Origin of the sequence: Sedimentibacter sp. MB31-C6 (assembly GCF_035934735.1) — a bacterium.
Classification (GTDB): Bacteria; Bacillota; Clostridia; order Tissierellales; family Sedimentibacteraceae; genus Sedimentibacter.
In genome coordinates this window covers 2,367,558-2,385,434 of record NZ_CP142396.1, presented here as the reverse complement: position 1 = coordinate 2,385,434, position 17,877 = coordinate 2,367,558, and the positions used below count along the sequence as shown (strand labels likewise).

The 17,877-nt window shown below is 32.5% G+C and carries 18 protein-coding genes; 1 reads left to right on the top strand and 17 read right to left on the bottom strand.

Annotated elements, in window-relative coordinates; all coding sequences use genetic code 11:
• Positions 1-49 precede the first annotated feature (49 nt).
• Positions 50-1,015, bottom strand: a complete 966-nt coding sequence (locus U8307_RS11295) for a zinc-binding dehydrogenase (RefSeq protein WP_326907953.1) — start codon at positions 1,013-1,015, stop codon at positions 50-52.
• 222 nt (positions 1,016-1,237) lie between these two features.
• Positions 1,238-1,831, bottom strand: a complete 594-nt coding sequence (locus U8307_RS11290; protein WP_326907951.1) for a TetR/AcrR family transcriptional regulator — start codon at positions 1,829-1,831, stop codon at positions 1,238-1,240.
• Between the two features lie 223 nt (positions 1,832-2,054).
• Between U8307_RS11290 and U8307_RS11285 the strand changes: the two genes are divergently transcribed.
• Positions 2,055-3,902, top strand: a complete 1,848-nt coding sequence (locus U8307_RS11285; RefSeq protein WP_326907948.1) for an FAD-dependent oxidoreductase — start codon at positions 2,055-2,057, stop codon at positions 3,900-3,902.
• A 142-nt stretch (positions 3,903-4,044) separates the two neighbouring features.
• Here the strand turns inward: U8307_RS11285 and U8307_RS11280 are convergent, their stop codons facing one another.
• The 15 genes from U8307_RS11280 to frlD form a co-directional block, all read right to left on the bottom strand.
• Positions 4,045-5,424, bottom strand: coding sequence for an AraC family transcriptional regulator (locus U8307_RS11280; RefSeq protein WP_326907946.1), 1,380 nt, complete (start codon positions 5,422-5,424; stop codon positions 4,045-4,047).
• A gap of 31 nt (positions 5,425-5,455) precedes the next feature.
• The gene (locus tag U8307_RS11275) at positions 5,456-6,454 is read right to left on the bottom strand and encodes an NADH:flavin oxidoreductase (RefSeq protein WP_326907944.1); all 999 of its coding nucleotides are present in this window, start codon (positions 6,452-6,454) and stop codon (positions 5,456-5,458) included.
• Between the two features lie 251 nt (positions 6,455-6,705).
• Entirely contained in the window at positions 6,706-7,521 is an 816-nt protein-coding gene (locus tag U8307_RS11270; protein WP_326907942.1) for a PHP domain-containing protein, read from the bottom strand.
• A gap of 23 nt (positions 7,522-7,544) precedes the next feature.
• A complete protein-coding gene (locus U8307_RS11265) occupies positions 7,545-8,243 on the bottom strand; it encodes a phosphonate C-P lyase system protein PhnL (protein ID WP_326907940.1) in 699 nt (232 codons plus the stop codon).
• Positions 8,236-9,456, bottom strand: a complete 1,221-nt coding sequence (locus U8307_RS11260) for an alpha-D-ribose 1-methylphosphonate 5-triphosphate diphosphatase (RefSeq protein ID WP_326907938.1) — start codon at positions 9,454-9,456, stop codon at positions 8,236-8,238. The genes U8307_RS11265 and U8307_RS11260 overlap by 8 nt, the downstream gene beginning before the upstream one ends.
• A 13-nt stretch (positions 9,457-9,469) precedes the next feature.
• Complete coding sequence (locus tag U8307_RS11255) at positions 9,470-10,306, bottom strand: ATP-binding cassette domain-containing protein (protein ID WP_326907936.1); 837 nt, start codon at positions 10,304-10,306, stop codon at positions 9,470-9,472.
• Positions 10,307-11,161: an alpha-D-ribose 1-methylphosphonate 5-phosphate C-P-lyase PhnJ gene (locus U8307_RS11250; protein WP_326907934.1), complete on the bottom strand. Its 855-nt coding sequence runs from the start codon at positions 11,159-11,161 to the stop codon at positions 10,307-10,309.
• 2 nt (positions 11,162-11,163) lie between these two features.
• Positions 11,164-12,228 (bottom strand): carbon-phosphorus lyase complex subunit PhnI, encoded by a 1,065-nt coding sequence (locus U8307_RS11245; RefSeq protein WP_326907932.1) that lies wholly within the window; start codon positions 12,226-12,228, stop codon positions 11,164-11,166.
• A 6-nt stretch (positions 12,229-12,234) separates the two neighbouring features.
• Positions 12,235-12,819 carry a phosphonate C-P lyase system protein PhnH gene (phnH, locus tag U8307_RS11240; protein ID WP_326907930.1) on the bottom strand — a complete coding sequence of 195 codons (585 nt, stop codon included), beginning with the start codon at positions 12,817-12,819 and terminating at the stop codon, positions 12,235-12,237.
• Positions 12,806-13,246, bottom strand: coding sequence for a phosphonate C-P lyase system protein PhnG (locus tag U8307_RS11235; RefSeq protein ID WP_326907928.1), 441 nt, complete (start codon positions 13,244-13,246; stop codon positions 12,806-12,808). Before U8307_RS11235 ends, phnH begins: the two co-directional genes overlap by 14 nt.
• A gap of 21 nt (positions 13,247-13,267) precedes the next feature.
• Complete coding sequence (phnE, locus tag U8307_RS11230) at positions 13,268-14,080, bottom strand: phosphonate ABC transporter, permease protein PhnE (RefSeq protein ID WP_326907927.1); 813 nt, start codon at positions 14,078-14,080, stop codon at positions 13,268-13,270.
• Entirely contained in the window at positions 14,077-14,883 is an 807-nt protein-coding gene (gene phnE / locus U8307_RS11225; RefSeq protein WP_326907924.1) for a phosphonate ABC transporter, permease protein PhnE, read from the bottom strand. The genes phnE (U8307_RS11230) and phnE (U8307_RS11225) overlap by 4 nt, the downstream gene beginning before the upstream one ends.
• 21 nt (positions 14,884-14,904) lie before the next feature.
• On the bottom strand, positions 14,905-15,711 hold the full coding sequence (phnC, locus tag U8307_RS11220; RefSeq protein ID WP_326907922.1) for a phosphonate ABC transporter ATP-binding protein: 807 nt from the start codon (positions 15,709-15,711) through the stop codon (positions 14,905-14,907).
• A 77-nt stretch (positions 15,712-15,788) separates the two neighbouring features.
• Complete coding sequence (phnD, locus tag U8307_RS11215) at positions 15,789-16,724, bottom strand: phosphate/phosphite/phosphonate ABC transporter substrate-binding protein (protein ID WP_326907920.1); 936 nt, start codon at positions 16,722-16,724, stop codon at positions 15,789-15,791.
• A gap of 349 nt (positions 16,725-17,073) precedes the next feature.
• On the bottom strand, positions 17,074-17,871 hold the full coding sequence (gene frlD, locus U8307_RS11210; protein WP_326907918.1) for a fructoselysine 6-kinase: 798 nt from the start codon (positions 17,869-17,871) through the stop codon (positions 17,074-17,076).
• Positions 17,872-17,877: the final 6 nt, after the last annotated feature.

The following is a 17,877-nucleotide window of genomic DNA, read 5'->3' as shown; positions in this document are numbered from 1 at the left end:
AATTAGAATATATACAATAAAACATGCTAGGCACGCACTCACTATCAGTTTAGTTATTCATAATAAGTCGACCGGAAACTTTTCCATCTCTTAAAAGCTCAAGTCCTTCTGGTACCTTGTCCAAAGTAGTCTCAACAACATCTATTTTTAACTTACCCTGTCTCATCATTTCAATAACATCGCTAATGTCTTGTGCACTTCCTCCAACAGACCCGACAAGATCCAATTCTTTAAGAATCATGCTTCCAGTATTTACAGTGCTTTCTAAACTATTCATGCCAACTATTACAACTTTTCCTCCTGGGGCAACAGCTTCAAGAGCTTCAGCAGTTGTTTTCCCAGAACCGGCAAAATCTACTATTACCTCAAGTCCTTCGTCTTTAAAATCTAAAATATTTTCAGCTGCCTTATACGCACCGTTCTTTAAAGCACCTTCACGAGCTGAAGCTTTTCTGGAAGCAACATAAACTTCAGCACCTTTTTGGACTGCAATTGCAGAGCCAACACTTCCTAGTCCGCCAATACCTATTATACCAACTTTTGTACCTTCTTTAACTCCACCACGACCTACAACAGCGTGATAAGATGTCATTCCTGCATCAGTAGCTGCTGCAGCTTGCATAAAATCTACTTCAACTGGAATAGGTATTAACATTTCAACCGGTGCAGTAGTATGAGTTGCATAACCACCATCTCTTCCATTTCCAGCTCCTGTACCATCCTTGCCAGCCATCGGACAAATCGCTACACGGTCTCCTATTTTATATCCTTTAACACCTTCACCAACTTCAATAATAACACCAGAGATTTCATGACCTAAAATACATGGAATCTTCCCAAGGATGTTCATCCAACCAGGATCGTCAATAGTGGATACATCAGTGTGACAAAGTCCACAACTTTTAACTTCAATAACAACATATCCTGGTTTTGCTTTTGGTATTTCTTTTTCCACTAAAGTTAGCGGTTCGTGTGTTTTTCTAAATTCCCAACCCTTCATAACTGTACTGCTCATATTTGCACCTCTTTCAAAAGTTTATTAGTTCTGTCTCGCTATTTATGTAATTTTTCGCCTGTTGTTAATTATATAATTAACATATGCGTAATTCAATTGACATAAATGTTGAAGTGCAAGAAGCTGTAAGCACATCTTTAGCATTAAATTTCAAAATAATATTTAAATGTTGCCTTGTCAACGTTACTCTTAAATTAACGTTAAGAATAATGATGTAAATGGTTATTTAAACATTATTTTAAACTGTTCCTTTATTAAATTCTCCCAATTTATATCATCATAAGATGCATCAATGCTAGTGCTCCATTTCATTATTATTCCGGTAAAAACTGAAATTGAATGCATATATGCTTCCTTAAAAGTGAAATTAGTTAAAAACGCGTTTGCTTCATTGGCTTTTGTAATGATGTAAGTTAAATAATCTACATATACACGACCTTGAATTCGGACTTCTACAGAAGAATTAATCATACTTACATATGACGCTCTTGCCATTTCCTTTCCTATGCTTTTAAAGTACTTAAAAGCACATACATTTAAATTTGTTATTTGTTGACTCAAATTTAAACTATTATTGATTGAATAGTTATTTTTAATATATATATCTAATCCAGAATTAATTGATAAGGTTACAATATGGTCCTTAGTTGGAAAATGGTAATAAAATGAACCTTTGGTTAAATTGCAATTATTACATATATCATCTATGGTAACCTTTTTAACACCGTATTTTGTGAAAAGCATTATAGCAGAATCCAACAACATTTGTCTTGTTTGTGCTGATTTGTTTTCCTGATCTGTTATACTTATTGCCATTTTTTTACCTCTATTTTTATTTTATACTAATAATAATACCGCTATTAAATATCAAAGTCAAGTTTGTAAAGTTTAATTGTTTGTTACTTGACAAACAATTAAATTGTTACTATAATGTATAACATACCACATAACATACTACGGTATGTTATGGTACATAAAAAAATATGGGTACAAATTTTGACTAAAAAATTTACGTACTTACACAAAAGGAGAAAAGGTTATGAATCAAAAAAGACGTTCAATTCTGACTATGATTGTTGTTATTTTAACAATTATGTTAACAGCTTGTCAGAGTAGCCCTGCTGACCAGCCAGTAGATTCTACTGTTGACAGTGGCATTTCTGGAGACTTTACAGGAACAGCTAAAGGTTTCGGTGGTGAAGTAAAAGTAACTCTCACCATAGATGGTGATAAAATCATCAATGTAAAAGCTGAAGGTGAAAAAGAAACTCCTGCTATAGGTGGAAAAGCACTAGAAAGCATAGCAAAAGATATTGTGGATAAAAATTCTATTCAAGTCGATGCATTCACAGGCGCAACGATAACAAGTGACGCAGTATTAGAAGCAGCAGCTCTTGCGTTAGAAACAAGCGGATTGACTATTAATGATTTAGCAAAAGTAGAAGTTAGCAATGTTGAAGTTCAAACTGAATACGAAACCGATATACTTGTTATTGGAGCTGGTGGAGCTGGTTTAACTGCAGCTAATGCAGCACAAGAAAAAGGTATCAAGGATATTATTGTTATAGAAAAGATGCCATTTGTTGGAGGGGCTACAGCTCAAGCTGGTGGTTTTGTTGGTGGTGGCTCTGAACTTCAAAAATCTCTTGGATTAACAGGTGATTCACCAGATTTAATATATAAAGATATTATGAGAGGTGGAGAAAACACAAATAATCCTGAGTTAGTAAGATTAATGGCTAACAATATGGGTGAAACTTTGGATTGGTTAATCAATGATCTAAATGTGCCAATATATGACAGATACCCAAGTGATTTTCCAGAACATACAGTACAAAGATTTTTTATTGTAGAAGGTGGTTCTACAGGGTTAACTAATACTTTAGCAGATGAATTTGAAAAAGCTGGCGGTAATCTTTTGTTAGAAACAAAAGCTACTGAATTCATCATGGATGATGATGCTGTAGCTGGAGTTAAGGCTGAAGATAAGCATGGAAATGAAATAACAATTAAAGCTAAAAAGACTATTCTTGCTTCAGGTGGCTTTGGAAATAATTTAGATATGTTAACTGATGACATAGCTAATGCGGTATTTTACGGTGTTGCTTCATCTACAGGAGATGGCCACAAAATGGCAGAAGCAATTGGCGCTAAATTAGTACTTATGGATTATGCTAAAATGTATCCGCAAGGTATATCAATGGAAGGCACAAATGCTGGACGAGCTGACCCTACATCTTGTTTAACAACTACAAATAATACAGGTGCTATTTATGTTAATAAAGAAGGTCAGCGTGTTGTGGATGAAAATTTAGATTTTGTTTCTATTAAGAAAGCTACGATTCCCCAAACAGATCAAATGATATATTTGGTAATGGATCAAACGGCATTTGATATGTGGAGTGAACTTGTTAATGATTATCCTTCTCCTGCAGGTCGCGTAACTTATGAAGAGCAGGAAGAATGGTTTAGTAAAGAAGGTGGGAAACCAATATTTACTCGTGGAACTTTAGAGGAAGCAGCTGAGCTTGCAGGTATTGACTCAGCAGTGTTAGCAGATACAGTTTCTAATTGGAATGGAATGGTTGAAGCTGGCGAAGATGCAGAATTTGGTAGAGAAGAATTATTTACTTTGGATACAGACAGTAAATTCTATATAGTAGAACAAAGATTACGTTTTGCTACTACACTTGGTGGTGTTGATGTAAATACTGATTTAGAAGTTAAAAGTAATTCAGATGGAATTATTCCAAACTTATTTGCAGCAGGAGAAGTTGTTGGCGGAGCAAACGGTATTGAAGCAATGCCTGGATGCATGTTAGGTTGGTCTGTAAATTCAGGAAGATTCGCTGGTTACAGTGCAGCAGAATCATTGTTGTCAAAATAGTACGCCATGTAATAATTTTGTGTATTTTCTCTTTTTGGTGAAAATACAACGTGATTTTAAAAACAGTATTCGACAAGTCGAATACTGTTTTTTTATCTACATCTATTAATACAACAAATCTATAATTGCAACATCTTTAGCATTAAATTTCAAAATAATATTTAAATGTTGCCTTGTCAACGTTGCTCTTAATTATTGTCTTTATATTCTTAATATAATCTGTAGTAATACTTTCATCATATTTAATGAAGTAATCCCACTTATTAATTATGCTTTTATCAAAATGAAACAAACTGAACTTAAAAAATTCACTTATTACGGATAAAAAGTCTATTTCATCTGTATAAGTAAAATCTATTTTTACTGTCATGTCTAAATTTTTGGCATAAGAAATCAATATAGTTTGAAATATAATATACCAATTTATTTTTATATTATCATTTTCTACTCTTACATATTTAAACAGGTCTAATACTATGCTCATATTTTCATTAGAGAAAAAATCTATATCTAATGAGAATATTCTTTCAATTATTGTATATTTATCATAGCTAAATCTAGATAAATCTTCGTATGATGACAAAGAATGATAATTTATATAATCGACAATAAGCTCAGCTGCCCTATCATTTGGCAGTTTATAATATTCCATATCCGATTTCATATAAGAAAAACAACGCCTTCTGTGCATTAATGGAGTACAACCATACCATTTTTTAAAATGATTGTAGTAATATTTTGCGTCTGAAAAATTAAGTTCTTCTGCAATGGAAGCGATGTTCATGTCTGTGGTAAGTAACATAAATTCAGATTCAAAAACCTTCTCAAAATTTACTCTTTCACTAAAGCTAAAATCGCAAAGGTCCTTCCAAAAATGAGAAAAATAGTTTTTCGATATGTATTCCATTGATATAATGTCATTTAGCGAAATTTTTTTGTTAATATTATCTCTAATGAATCTAACAATCCTGTAATACCTATCAAGGTTTTCTTTTTTAATTTTATCTGATTTAAGAAATTGAAGCCAGTTGAAGTCTTTTACCATTGATTCAACTATTTGCTCTATATAAAAATATGAAATTTTAGCTAATGATTCATTATTAGAAACAGTATCTATTATTACTCCTATAAGTTTATTCATAAACATTTTTTTAGAAGCTTTTTTGCTAAAATCAAAATTGTCACTTTCAATTTTTGCATAGTATTTAGAATACATGTTGTTTCTGAAATACATGTATTTAATAAATTCATATTTTGTTTCAAAAAAATTTAAGTCTATATGAATACTGGCAACTATTGCTTCTTCTTTACTTTGTATAGAATGAAAAGAATTGTTGTTTATAAAAATAAAATCATTTTCTTTTACTAATACTCGTTCATGATTTGCTACAACGTTTATGGTACCTTTAATTGGAATCAATATTTCCGTAACATCTTCATGCCAATGTATTGGATATCTTTTTATCGCCTGTATCTTAACAAAAAATGGCATGTTTTCATTGAAAAATATGTCTTCTTTCATCATATTGCTCCTAACCAAATTCAGAAAAGCATTAATTTCGTAATTTTTCTACTGCATTTTTTGCCCAAAGAGAATCTTTCAATATAGCCCTGCCTACACCAATAAAATCTGCCTTTTCATCCTCAAGCAGTCTTTCTGCACTAACAGGGTCTGTTACTCCCCCTGTTAATATTACAGGAATTTTAACGGCTTTCTTAATCTCATAAGATTGAGTTGAAAAATATCCTTGTTCATTGCTGTTTTGAAGTATATAACCACACATTCCACCTGAAATGTCAACCATATCCACTCCAGCTTTTTCAAAACTAAGTGCGGCTTCAACAGCATCATCCAATGTTAATCCTACAGTATTGTCATCTGTAGCACCAAGACGAATCACTACAGGAAACTCTTCTCCAACAGCCTCTCTTACTGCCTTAATAACTTCTAAATGAATTTTAATTCTTCCTTGTATATTGCCACCATATTCATCATTTCTCTTGTTTGTCATAGGAGATATGAACTGATTCAAAAGATAACTATGAGCTGAATGTATCTCTACACCATCAAAGCCGGCTTCTTTTACACGACTTGCAGACTTTTTAAAACTATTGATAATCTCTTTAATTTCATCTTTTGTAAGTTCTCTTGGCATTATACCTGTCAACTTTCTCGGATTTAATATTGCTGACGGTCCGACAGGGTTTTCGTTGACCTCATTTCTTGCTAAACTTCCAGCATGATTAATTTGCATTACTGCTTTAGAACCATTCTTATGTATAATTTTAGATAACTTTTTTAAATCATTAATTAAACTGTCATCAGCAATAGAAAGCTGATTTAGGGATGCTTTGCCATCTTCTGAAATAAAGCTATGTTCAATTATAATCAATGAAATGTATCCACCCTTTGATTTTTCATCATAATAATTTAGTATGTCTTGGCTAATCCTTCCATCATTGTATGCCTTTGCAGTAGCCATTGGCGGCATTACCAGCCTGTTTTTTAAATTAATTTTTCCATTGTTAAATGGTTTTAATAAATATGCCATTAATTTAATCTCCTTTTTTTATCTCTCTATCATCAAAAATCTATATCCTAACAACAGCCTCTTACTATATCAGTTCATAATTTAAAATAAATGTAGGGGATACATTGTATGCATCTCGCGGTACGCATACAATGCGTCCCCTACATTGTAATTACTTCCATAAATACTTTTCTAGTATGTAATTATATCATAATGTGACTACTAGTTCAATGATATGCTTTCTAAAATTTCTAATAGATTTGAATTACCGGTTATAATAACTGACTCACAAAGTTGACTGGAACTGTAATATTACCTATACAAGAATGATTTTCGCTATATGTACCGTGAAAATCACTTCCTCCAGTTAATATAACCGAGTGATTTACTGAATATTCTAGTATTTTAATAAGATCTTCAGCACTATGATCCTCGTGATACAGCTCTATACCATCTAAACCTCTCTTCCACAGTTCATCCATTATTTCATATGAATCTAGTTGTCCTGGATGAGCAAGAATTGCCTTGCCTTCATCATTTTTAATAGCTTCGACAGCCTTAAAGGCATCAACATATTCGATGTCACCTGAACATATACCACCATTTTTAAACAGCTTACAATATAAATTAGAATAAATTTCAGAACAGTATCCTTTGTCCATCAGTACTGCCATAATATGTTGTTTGTATATACACGTACTGAACTTTGCTTTATCCTGTACTTCTTCAATACTTATATCATAATTATTTTTCCTTAAAATATTGATTTGTCGTATGCTGTTGATATTTCTTCGTTCAATTATCGGATTACACAATGCTTTAATATTTTCGGCCTTTAAATTAAAGTTATAACCTAATATATGAACCTTTTTATTTCTTTTAAAGTCATACGCGGAAATTTCTATTCCTGGAATTATACAAACTTCCTTTTTCTTGCCTATTTCTATAGCTTCTTTTAATCCTTTTACTGTATCATGATTCACTATACCAATATATTTCAATTTATTTTCTTTGGCAATACGAATAGTTTCTTCTATTGAATAATCACTGTCTGATATATTTGTGTGAATATGCAAATCTACTTTCATATAATCACCTTCATTCATCACTATTATGAAACTGCAACTAATTTATTCTCAAGCATGTCAAACCTGCTATCTGCCAAAGCTTTTATAGCATCCTTGTCATGAAAAACACCAATCATTATTGTTCCTGATTTTTTCGCATCTGAGATAAGCTCAAAAATAATTTCCTTAGAATTAATATCTAAGGATGCTGTTGGTTCATCTAACAATAATAATTTAGGTTTAGCTGCAAGAGCCAAAAGGATATTAAGCCTTTGTTTTTCACCACCACTAAAAGTTGATGGGTACATATTCCAAAGTGTCTTGCTTATTCCTACTTTTGTCAGATAGTACTCAGCCATTCTTCTTGCTTCTGTTTCTATAAATAATTTAGAAGAAAGTCTACTAGTCAAAATATCCAGTGCAGAAACTCTAGGAATAACATTTAAGAATTGTGAAATATATCCTATTTCAGACTTTCTTAGCTTTAATATAGTCTGATCATCAGCCTTTGCCAAATTAACCTCAGTTCCATCACTCTTTGTATAAATAACTGAACCTTGAGTAGGTCTATATGTTCTATAAATACATTTAATAAGAGTTGACTTTCCAATACCACTAGCACCTGTTATAGCCAACAGTTTACCTTCATGTGCTGTAAATGTCACATCATTGAATCCTTCAATAACAAGGCCGTCCCTAATATGCATTTTGAACTCTTTTGTTAACTTATTTACTTTAAGCATATTTTAACCTCCTGTAATTCAATTCAGAAACTAATTGTCCATCTACAAACACCTTTGTAATTGCAGGTTTTTCATCTATTAATTTAATTAGTAATAAATCCGCCTTTTTACCCTTTTCAACAGAACCAAAATCCTTGTCAATACCTACCGCCTTAGAAGGATTTAAAGTAACCATGTTCATACTTTTCCAAAGAGGTACATTATACTGTAAATAAAGCTTAAATACAGCATGAAGCATTGCAGATGGATAATAGTCAGAGACCATAATATCTGCAGAGCCATCCAAAATTGCTTCAATAGCAGTTAAATTTCCTGAATGTGATTTGCCTATCAAGACATTTGGAGCTCCCACAACAATATACATACCTTCTTCTTTTGCTTTTCTAGCAATGCTTAATTCAACAGGGAATTCACTAATATAAGCTTTCAATATAGAATTGACAAATTCTACTTTGGCTTCACTATCATCATCATGTGAAGCTATTGGAATTCCTTTATTATATGCAAGGGTTGCTGTTTTTTCAATTTTATCTTGACTTAACTTTGGTACAGCCATCCTTTTCTCAATCAAAGAATCTATTTGTTTTTCTCCCAAATTTGGCTGGTGATTCAATAGGTTTTCCCTATAACCTATCAAGTTCCTATACTGTCCTTGCCCCGGCGTATGATCTATAAAAGAAAGCAAATGAACATAGTCATTATCAATATAGTCCATTAACGTATCATATCCCTCACAGTTTCTTATATCATATCTACAATGAAATCTGTGGCGTATTAGATGATTTTCCTCATGAAGTGTTTTAATCAATTCTGCCATCTCTCTCATTTTTTTTGGCTTCCTGACTTCTTTGTCTCTCATTGTAGCTCCCTCAGCCCTTAAAAAAGACAATGAATGATACATAGTAGTAATACCCTGATTTACAAGTTGTTTCTCATGTTCACTTAAAGCTAATCTAAAATCTATTACACTTGTAGGTCTTGGTTGAACCACTGTTTCAATATTGTCAGAATGAATATCAATAAACCCCGCCGAAACGTAAGCTCCTTCACCATAATAAATATTACTATTGTTGTTAATTTCAGAAACTACCAAATTATCCATTGGCAACACCTCTAAAATTCGATCATCTTTAATAATAATTCCATAATTATTTAATACTGTTTCAGGTGCAATAATATTTACATTTAGTATATATTGTAACTGTTTTTTCATAAAATTCTCCCATCTATAAAAGTGAATGAACAAGTGTCTGAGTAAATTCTTCAGCTGGATCTTCAAGTATTTGATCAGTTAAACCCTCTTCAATAATTCTTCCCTCTAACATTACTAATGTTCTGTCTGCCATCATTCTTATAACAGATAAATCATGACTTACAACAATCATTGCTATACCAAGTTCTTGTTGTATTCCTTTAATCAAGTCTAAAACCCTTGCCTGAACGCTAAGATCCAGTCCTGTTGTGACTTCGTCTAATAACAATATAGGTGGGTTATTTGCAAGAGCTTTTGATATTTGAACCCTTTGTTGCATACCTCCTGAAAAGTTCCTTGGCTCTTCCTTAATCCTACTTACAGGAACTTCTACATGACTTAATAAATATTTAGCTCGTTTAGTCATAGAATCTGCTTTCCTACTTCCTGCAGCAATTAACTTTTCAGATATATTGCCTCCGTTTGAAAAATTCATTCTAAGTCCCATTATAGGGTTTTGATAAACCATACCCATTAAACTATTTCTAATGTACCTTTTTTTCTGACTAGAAATATCAAATATATTTACTTTTCCATTACCATAATCTGATATATATGCTTCTCCTCCGTTTATCTTTCTGTCAAAATACACAGCTCTAAGCAATGTGCTTTTTCCAGAACCTGATTCACCTACAATTCCCAGTATCTCCCCTTCATACAAATCAAAGGACACCTTATTTAATGCCCATACAGTATGGCAATGAGGACAATGCCCTTTATCCAAAACACCTCCGTTTAAACAATAAACACATCCATCTCCAAATTTAACTTCCAAATCTTTTACTTTTAATATTTCCTTAGGATTATTCAACTAAACATCCTCCTTTTTATTGCGTCTTTTATTGCAATAGCCGGAATCTGAACACTGAAAATAATGTTCATTAGTTTCACTGTCAAATACCTCATCAAAATAAACACCTGTGGCATTACAAAATTTACACGACCTACCTTCTACATTTTCAATTTCAAATGGATAATCTTCAAACGCAAGAGATGATGTGTTAGTATATGGTGGCACCGCATAAATTCTTTTTTCTCTTCCTGCTCCAAACAGTATAAGACAATCTGACTGATGAATCTTAGGATTATCAAACCTTGGAATAGGACTTGGATTCATGACGTATCTTCCAGATACCATAACCGGGTGATCAGCACCTGTTACTGTATGTCCGTACTTTAAAATTTCTTCATAAAAATTTAACCATATGCCTGAATATTCTGCTTCTGAATGTAATTTCTTACTTATTTTATTGCTAGGAGAAACACTTCTTAATGGTTCAGGATTAGGTACTTGTAAAATCATAATTTGATTATTTCTTAATCTTTCTTCAGGTATCCTATGTCTTGATTGAATAAGTGTTGCATATTCACTGTCAGTAGTTGTTTCAACACCAGTTGTGATAGCCACTAATTTTTTAATACTTACAGCATTAACACTATCGTCACTGCCTTGATCTATAACTTTTAAACAGTCAGTTCTTCCTATTAATGAAAGTGTAATTTGCAATCCCCCTGTACCCCAACCTCGTCCTATCGGCAACTCTCTTGATCCAAAGGGTACTTGATAACCTGGTATTGAAACCGCCTTTAAAACCGCTCTTCTAATTTCCCTTTTCGAATTTTCATCAAGAAAAGCAAAATTATAATGTTGATTATACTCTGTCATTATTATTCCCCTTTCTTTTTTCTTAATTGATCCAGTTTAGATTGAAATGTTACATAATGCGGAAGCTTTAGATGTGATAAAAAGCCATTCATTTCTAAACTGTCACCATGAAGTAAAACAAATTCTTCATCATTGACCGGAGAATCTCCCTCAATCTTTAAAGCTCTGTCAAGAATAGACATTGATATTGCTTTTGTTTCATTTCTTCCAAACACACATCCATATCCAATGCCAACTTTTATTTCATCATGTTCATTATTAGTCTTTTTAGAAGCAGATACAAAGGATTCAACTTCTGTTACTAATATCTCTCCGACATAAATGCTTTCACCTTCAGACAGCATATATGGCACTTCAACAGAAACCCAGCCTGTTCTTAATTCACCTACTGTAGGATGAACCGACCCAAAGCCTCTCAATGAGCTATAAGCTAATCCTGATATATAACCGGTATCAGCACGAGCCATAGTTTGCAGGATTGCACTTCTTGGTGCAGGAAAAGTAAGATTGTTCAACGTAACATCAAAGGGTTTACTTAAAATATCTTCTGTATCTTCCAATAAATTCTCATTTCTAAGTAAATCAGAAACCCTGGTAAATGTTATATCTTCATATTCAACATCATCATAACTTTTTCGCAATTGTTCCTTTTCTTCTTTTGTTTCATTAATTATGTCAAAATTCAATAATCTGTGAGTATAATCATAAGTTGGTCCTAAAATTTGTCCCCCAGGTATATCCTTAAATGCAGCACTGATTCTTCTAATTATTCTCATGTTTTCAGTATATACCGTGTTTGAATAATAGTTTCTGCTCAACGTTGATCTATATGCCCTTATTAAAAATACCGCTTCCTCTAAACTTCCTTCACATTGCTTTAAAGCCAACGCAGCATAATCAGGAGCATAAAAACCAGCTTCAGACATCACCCTATCTACTAATAGTTTCATTTTATCTTTTATGGTATCTATTTCTAACTCGTTATTTCCTTCTGTTCGATAATATTTAAGAAGTTTAATTGACTCTTCTATTGCTTCTTGTCCGCCTGCGACTGCTACATATGCCATTTTACATCACCCTTTCATTTTAACTTTTCTTGGTATTGACAATAATTCACCTTCCTTGGTTATAAAGAATAAATCAACGCCTAGAGGATATTCATATTCCATTAAATCCCTTGTTGAAATCCATTGCTTAATATAATCAGATACTTCAATTGTTTTTGAATCTTTAATTCCAGGCCCCTCAAGACATAATGAAATCGGATTTCCCAGCATATCATCACATATTATCAATGTAGTATTTGCATGAGGATTAACTAATGTACCCGGAGATGACTTTATTAAAATATCAATCATTTTTTCATAAGAATATTTTTCACTAACAAATATATAATCAGCATTTTCATCTTTATAATACGCATAAGTCAATTGAGCTATCAACTTGTCCAGCTCTTCATTATCTAAAACACAATAACTAGTTTCCTTATCAAGCAATGTAACCGCCAGTAATAGCATGTGACTAAAATCATCCTTTAATTTATCCGAATGATTTTTAATATTCACTATTTCTCCTGGATTAGATATTGCATGAAGCATAAGTCTAAATGTTTCCTGGCAGTCATGCACATAATCAAAAGTAATGCTATTTTGTACCATAATCATTACCCCCCATATTTCTAAAATTAACTTTAGTTTTAAGATGTATTGCTGACTCTCTTTTTTCTTTATCATCAATTATTTTATTCATCTCATTTAATTTTTCCGTAAGCCAGTCTATTTCAGGAACCTTAGCATTATATGCAGCATCAATTATCGCCATGGCCAGTACCTTGTCAAAATCATCTCCTGCCGTAACTGCCATTCCTGACTTACCATCTATTTTGACCAATGATTCACACGCTATAACTTCACCTAAATAAAATTTAGAATTTGCTACAGGCTCATGCATCTTAACCATTACTAAAGTCTTTGCTGGTTCCTTTATTACTAAAACCTCATGATTTCTTTGAATATTTTCTGATAATTCAATAATTTCTTTTCTTGAACTTTTGGCTAATATTTTAAACATTATACTTTTGTTCATAATTACCTCTTTTTTACTTTATTATTTAAATTGATTCTTATCAACATTTAGCTTGAACCTATGGAAAATCATTTCAATTCCAAAACTCATAAGAAAAACAACCAATACTACAAATCCTGCCTTTTCAAATTGAAATCCCCTCATATTTGAACTTACCTCATGACCAATACCTCCTGCTCCTACAAAACCTAGAATAGAGGATTCTGCCACATTGATTTCAAATCTAAGTGCAATCCATGAAATAAGAGATGTCACAATAGAAGGCAAAATTGCTTTTGTCATAACGAGAACCCATGATGCACCTGTTGCCCGCAGAGCTTCAATATTTTCTTTTTTAACTTCTTCGATAGATTGAGAAAACGCCTTTAACAAATATGCAAAACTATGAAGACTGAGTCCTAAGACACCAGGAAATGGTCCAAGACCTAAATAAGCTACAAATATCAATGTCCATATTATAGTAGGAACAGCCCTTATCCATGCTGCCACTCCTTTGCATACTTTTGAAACGAAACTATTTGAAACATTGCTAGCAGCAATGAAACTCATAAAGAAGGCAAATACAGCTGAAATAATAGTTGCCAATACTGCTACAGATAAAGAAGTTAATGCAGCTGATATAACATCGTTCCATTCACTTAAATCAAAATGAATCATTCTAAACATAATATCAACAGCTTTTAAGAAATATTCAAGTCCAAGGTTTAATTTTAAATCAAGGTTTACTATACTTATTACATATATAATAAATACAATTAGAATTGTTATTCTTAAAAAATTCTTTTGTTTCTTTGATGTAATATCTATATTTTTAGTTACAGTATTTTTAATCACATTATTAGCTCCCTTATCTTTTTTGATGCAGCTTCTACAATTAATACAACAATAGCTACAACAAGTACAGCCATCATAGCCTGATCATATTGAAACAACTTGATGGTGGACTGAATATAAAATCCTATACCTCCTCCGCCAACCATTCCGATAATTGTTGAAGCACGTATGCCTAATTCAAAATTGTATAATGTCCATGCAATAAGTCCAGGATAACATTGAGGTAAAACACCGCATTTTAAAACCTGCCAATAAGAACCACCTACAGAGCGTATTGCTTCTATGTTTCCCATATCTATCTCTTCAATAGTTTCTGTAAAAAATCTTGTCATACTTCCTATAGCTCCAATCAGAAGCGCCATCAAACCTACAGTTTTTCCTATTCCAAAAGCAGGAACTAACATGATTGTCCATGCCAGAGATGGGATATTTCTAAGAGCCGAAGCAATTATTCTTATAGTAAACTCAACTACCCTGTATGGTGAAGTGGGAGATGCACACAACAATGCTAAAACCACACTTATAACCGCCCCCGTTGTTGTTGAAATGAATGCCATATAAAATGTATCCATTAAGGATTCCATAAATTTTGGAACAACTGTTATATCGGGAGGTAAAAAATCCTCGGCGATAAAACTGAATATTCCCGGCATGGCTAAAATTGCCTTTCTTACATCAAATTCAGTTGTATATCCTGTTGCAAGAGTAATAAAAATTATAACAATCCAAAATAACCATGTACGTAAATTACTATCTTTTTTTAGAGGTATAAGCTCTTTAGTATGTTTTAATTGAAATTGCATTAAAAAACTCTCCTTTTCTTTTTAAACTGCAATTGCATTCTTATATACAGGTTCATCCTTATCATCGGCAAAACTTTGACTTCCATTCTTTTTATAAATTTCATTAATCATTTCTTCAGATAAATTTTCTGGTTTTCCGTCATATACAATCAGACCTTCTCTAATTCCAATAATTCTTGTAGCATATTTCAATGCAAAATCTACCTGATGAAGACTAACAATAGCCGATATTCCATCTTCTGTACAAATGTTATGCAAATAATCCATTACAACACCTGAAGATATAGGATCTAGACTTGCGATAGGTTCATCTGCAAGCATTAGAGAAGGATTTTGTGCCATAGCCCTAGAAATAGCAACCCTTTGTTTTTGTCCTCCACTAAGCTGATCTGATCTTTTTAACACTTCATTTTCTAGACCTACCCTTTTTAATATTTCCAGTGTCCTGATTCTATCCTCTTGACTGTAAAGGTCAAATATACCACAAAAATTATTCATATAACCTAATCTTCCGTGGAGAACATTCTGCATTACAGTGAGCCTGTCAATTAAATTATAATGTTGAAATATCATTCCTATCTCACGTCTCACATTTCTTAGTTCCTTTTTATTGGAGCTTTCCAATTTTATACCTTTAAATTCAATACTTCCTTCTGATTGAGCAATCAATCTATTAATACATCTGAGCAATGTAGATTTACCTGAACCTGATAGGCCAATAATAACTACAAATTCACCTTCATAAATATCAAATGAAACTCCTTTCAGAGCTTGAGTATCATTTCCATATACTTTCTTTACATTATTTACGCTAAGAATTTTATTCATTGTTATTTCCCCTTTCATTTATTTAATAATTATATAATTTTACAAAGCAAAGAGTCACAATACAGCAAATTTTCATATTATTTCAGTAATTCTTCAGGTGATAAATTCATTGATTCAGCTATATCCCTAATGCCATCATACTTAGAATCTTCAATAGCTATAAACTTTTTCCCTTCTGAACCGCTCAATGTGAAATATTCAGCATTTTCATAAGTTGTAAAAAATTCTGTAAGTTTTAATTTTAAGTCTTTTGGAAGAGCTCCATGAATAGCAATCGGTGATGATGGAATTGGATCCGATTGAAAAATAACATGTATATCTTCTTTTTTTACTAATCCTTCCTTTATAGCTTTTTCATAAGTGCTAATTTGTACTGCAGCAACTTCGACAGATTTATTTGCAGCCGCCATAAATGAATTTTGATGGTTACCAGCATATTGGACGCTTGAAAATACTTTAGTATCAATATCCTCAGGACTAACTCCAAGAATTCTAACAATTGTTGCTCTAGGAACTAGATTTCCTGATGTTGACGCAGGGTCAACAAATGACATTGATTTTCCTCTTATATCTTCCATTGTCTTAATACCTGTATCCTTATGAGTAATCAATAAACTGTTGTAAAAAGCATCAGTTTCATCCTTCGCTGTTACAACTATCGCTTCTGCATTGCTTCTTTCATTTGCAATTATATAAGAAAAGGGGCCAAATGAAGCAATTTGAGCATTTCCATTCCTCATTGTTTCAATAACTGCATTGTAATCATCGCATATTATTACCTCCACAGAGATACCTAGATATTCTGTCATGTCTTCCATCAACATTTTTCTTGCACCTTTTCTGTTGTCATCAGCAGACTCTTCATTAGGTAAATAGGCAAATACTAACTTTTCAGGCCAATCATTAGTTTCCTTTACACCATTACCAGAAGCAACTGCATTACAACCGAATAAAAAAGCTGACATAATTAAAGTTAACATAGCAATCACAATTAATTTCTTTTTAAAGTTCATAAATTCCTCTCCTGTTTTGTATTTTATTTCTAAAACAAGTATGCATCACTAAAATAAAAAATAAATATACTGTCAGTAAATAAAAAGTAAAATTTTAACATAATCTGATATATATCTTTTAGTATCTTAAAAGAAAAAATAGCAAAACAAAAAACTCATCATTACACAATGAAGAGTTCTTGTTCTTTATATATTGACTTACTATTAATTACATTATTAGTCTGTTTTTTTAATTCATTTTCAGATCAACATTAATTGTAAGGTATGCATTGTATGCATACCGCGGTACGCATATAATGCGTCCTCTACAATGGATTTTTCAGCTACTAGCTTTCGATTAGTTTCTCATTTACCAAGCACCATAATATCCTATTGTTTCACTGCTGCTCAGTGCACCTTTTCTCATACACTCTACAATTGGCTTTCTTTCAAGTATGCCCATAAGAAATCCAGCTATATAACTGTCTCCTGCTCCCATGCTATCTATTACTTCGCACTCAATTATTCCAAACTTAGTAAACTCATTGCCATCATAAGCAATACTACCTTTTTCCCCTCTAGTAACAACTACCACACTTGGGCCTTTAGATTTGATGAATTTCATAAATCCATGCAATTCTGCATCACTTTTGTTGTCACAGGAGAAAAATGCGTAATCTACGTATGGTAAAGCCTTATAAGTTATCTCATGATTATGCTTATCTGCAAAATCAAAAGCAATATTCACATCTCTTTCTTTAATTTTATACAATTCATCTTCTATCATTCCCCATATCCCAGTTACAACGAGATCATGGCTGCACAAAAAATCTATATCCTCTTTTGTAAGTTTGAAATCTGCCATGACACCTTCTTCATAATCACCTAAGATTCTATCACCATTGTTAATTTCAACATGTGTAACTGCAGTCTTACCCTCTAGTATTTTTATATGCGATGTATCTACTCCCTTATTATTTAAAGATTCAATCATAAATTTTCCATAATCATCTGTGCCCACAACACCTGTATATGATGAATCCCCATTCATCCTTTTGATATACACAGCTACGTTAACCGGATTTCCACCTGGAAAAGCTTCACCTGTAATGTCATAATAATCTATGCAGTTATCACCAACTGCAGCTATCCTTATTTTCTTATCCATAATATC

Bases quoted from the DNA above. Each gene is read 5' to 3' on its own strand.
- U8307_RS11235 (WP_326907928.1), bottom strand. From the start codon at position 13,246: ATGAACAAAAGTATAATGTTTAAAATATTAGCCAAAAGTTCAAGAAAA.
- U8307_RS11295 (WP_326907953.1), bottom strand. From the start codon at position 1,015: ATGAGCAGTACAGTTATGAAGGGTTGGGAATTTAGAAAAACACACGAA.
- U8307_RS11250 (WP_326907934.1), bottom strand. From the start codon at position 11,161: ATGACAGAGTATAATCAACATTATAATTTTGCTTTTCTTGATGAAAAT.
- phnE (WP_326907924.1), bottom strand. From the start codon at position 14,883: ATGCAATTTCAATTAAAACATACTAAAGAGCTTATACCTCTAAAAAAA.
- U8307_RS11265 (WP_326907940.1), bottom strand. From the start codon at position 8,243: ATGCTTAAAGTAAATAAGTTAACAAAAGAGTTCAAAATGCATATTAGG.
- U8307_RS11280 (WP_326907946.1), bottom strand. From the start codon at position 5,424: ATGAAAGAAGACATATTTTTCAATGAAAACATGCCATTTTTTGTTAAG.
- U8307_RS11275 (WP_326907944.1), bottom strand. From the start codon at position 6,454: ATGGCATATTTATTAAAACCATTTAACAATGGAAAAATTAATTTAAAA.
- U8307_RS11285 (WP_326907948.1), top strand. From the start codon at position 2,055: ATGAATCAAAAAAGACGTTCAATTCTGACTATGATTGTTGTTATTTTA.
- phnD (WP_326907920.1), bottom strand. From the start codon at position 16,724: ATGAACTTTAAAAAGAAATTAATTGTGATTGCTATGTTAACTTTAATT.
- U8307_RS11270 (WP_326907942.1), bottom strand. From the start codon at position 7,521: ATGAAAGTAGATTTGCATATTCACACAAATATATCAGACAGTGATTAT.
- U8307_RS11290 (WP_326907951.1), bottom strand. From the start codon at position 1,831: ATGGCAATAAGTATAACAGATCAGGAAAACAAATCAGCACAAACAAGA.
- phnC (WP_326907922.1), bottom strand. From the start codon at position 15,711: ATGAATAAAATTCTTAGCGTAAATAATGTAAAGAAAGTATATGGAAAT.
- U8307_RS11245 (WP_326907932.1), bottom strand. From the start codon at position 12,228: ATGGCATATGTAGCAGTCGCAGGCGGACAAGAAGCAATAGAAGAGTCA.
- U8307_RS11260 (WP_326907938.1), bottom strand. From the start codon at position 9,456: ATGAAAAAACAGTTACAATATATACTAAATGTAAATATTATTGCACCT.
- frlD (WP_326907918.1), bottom strand. From the start codon at position 17,871: ATGGATAAGAAAATAAGGATAGCTGCAGTTGGTGATAACTGCATAGAT.
- phnH (WP_326907930.1), bottom strand. From the start codon at position 12,819: ATGGTACAAAATAGCATTACTTTTGATTATGTGCATGACTGCCAGGAA.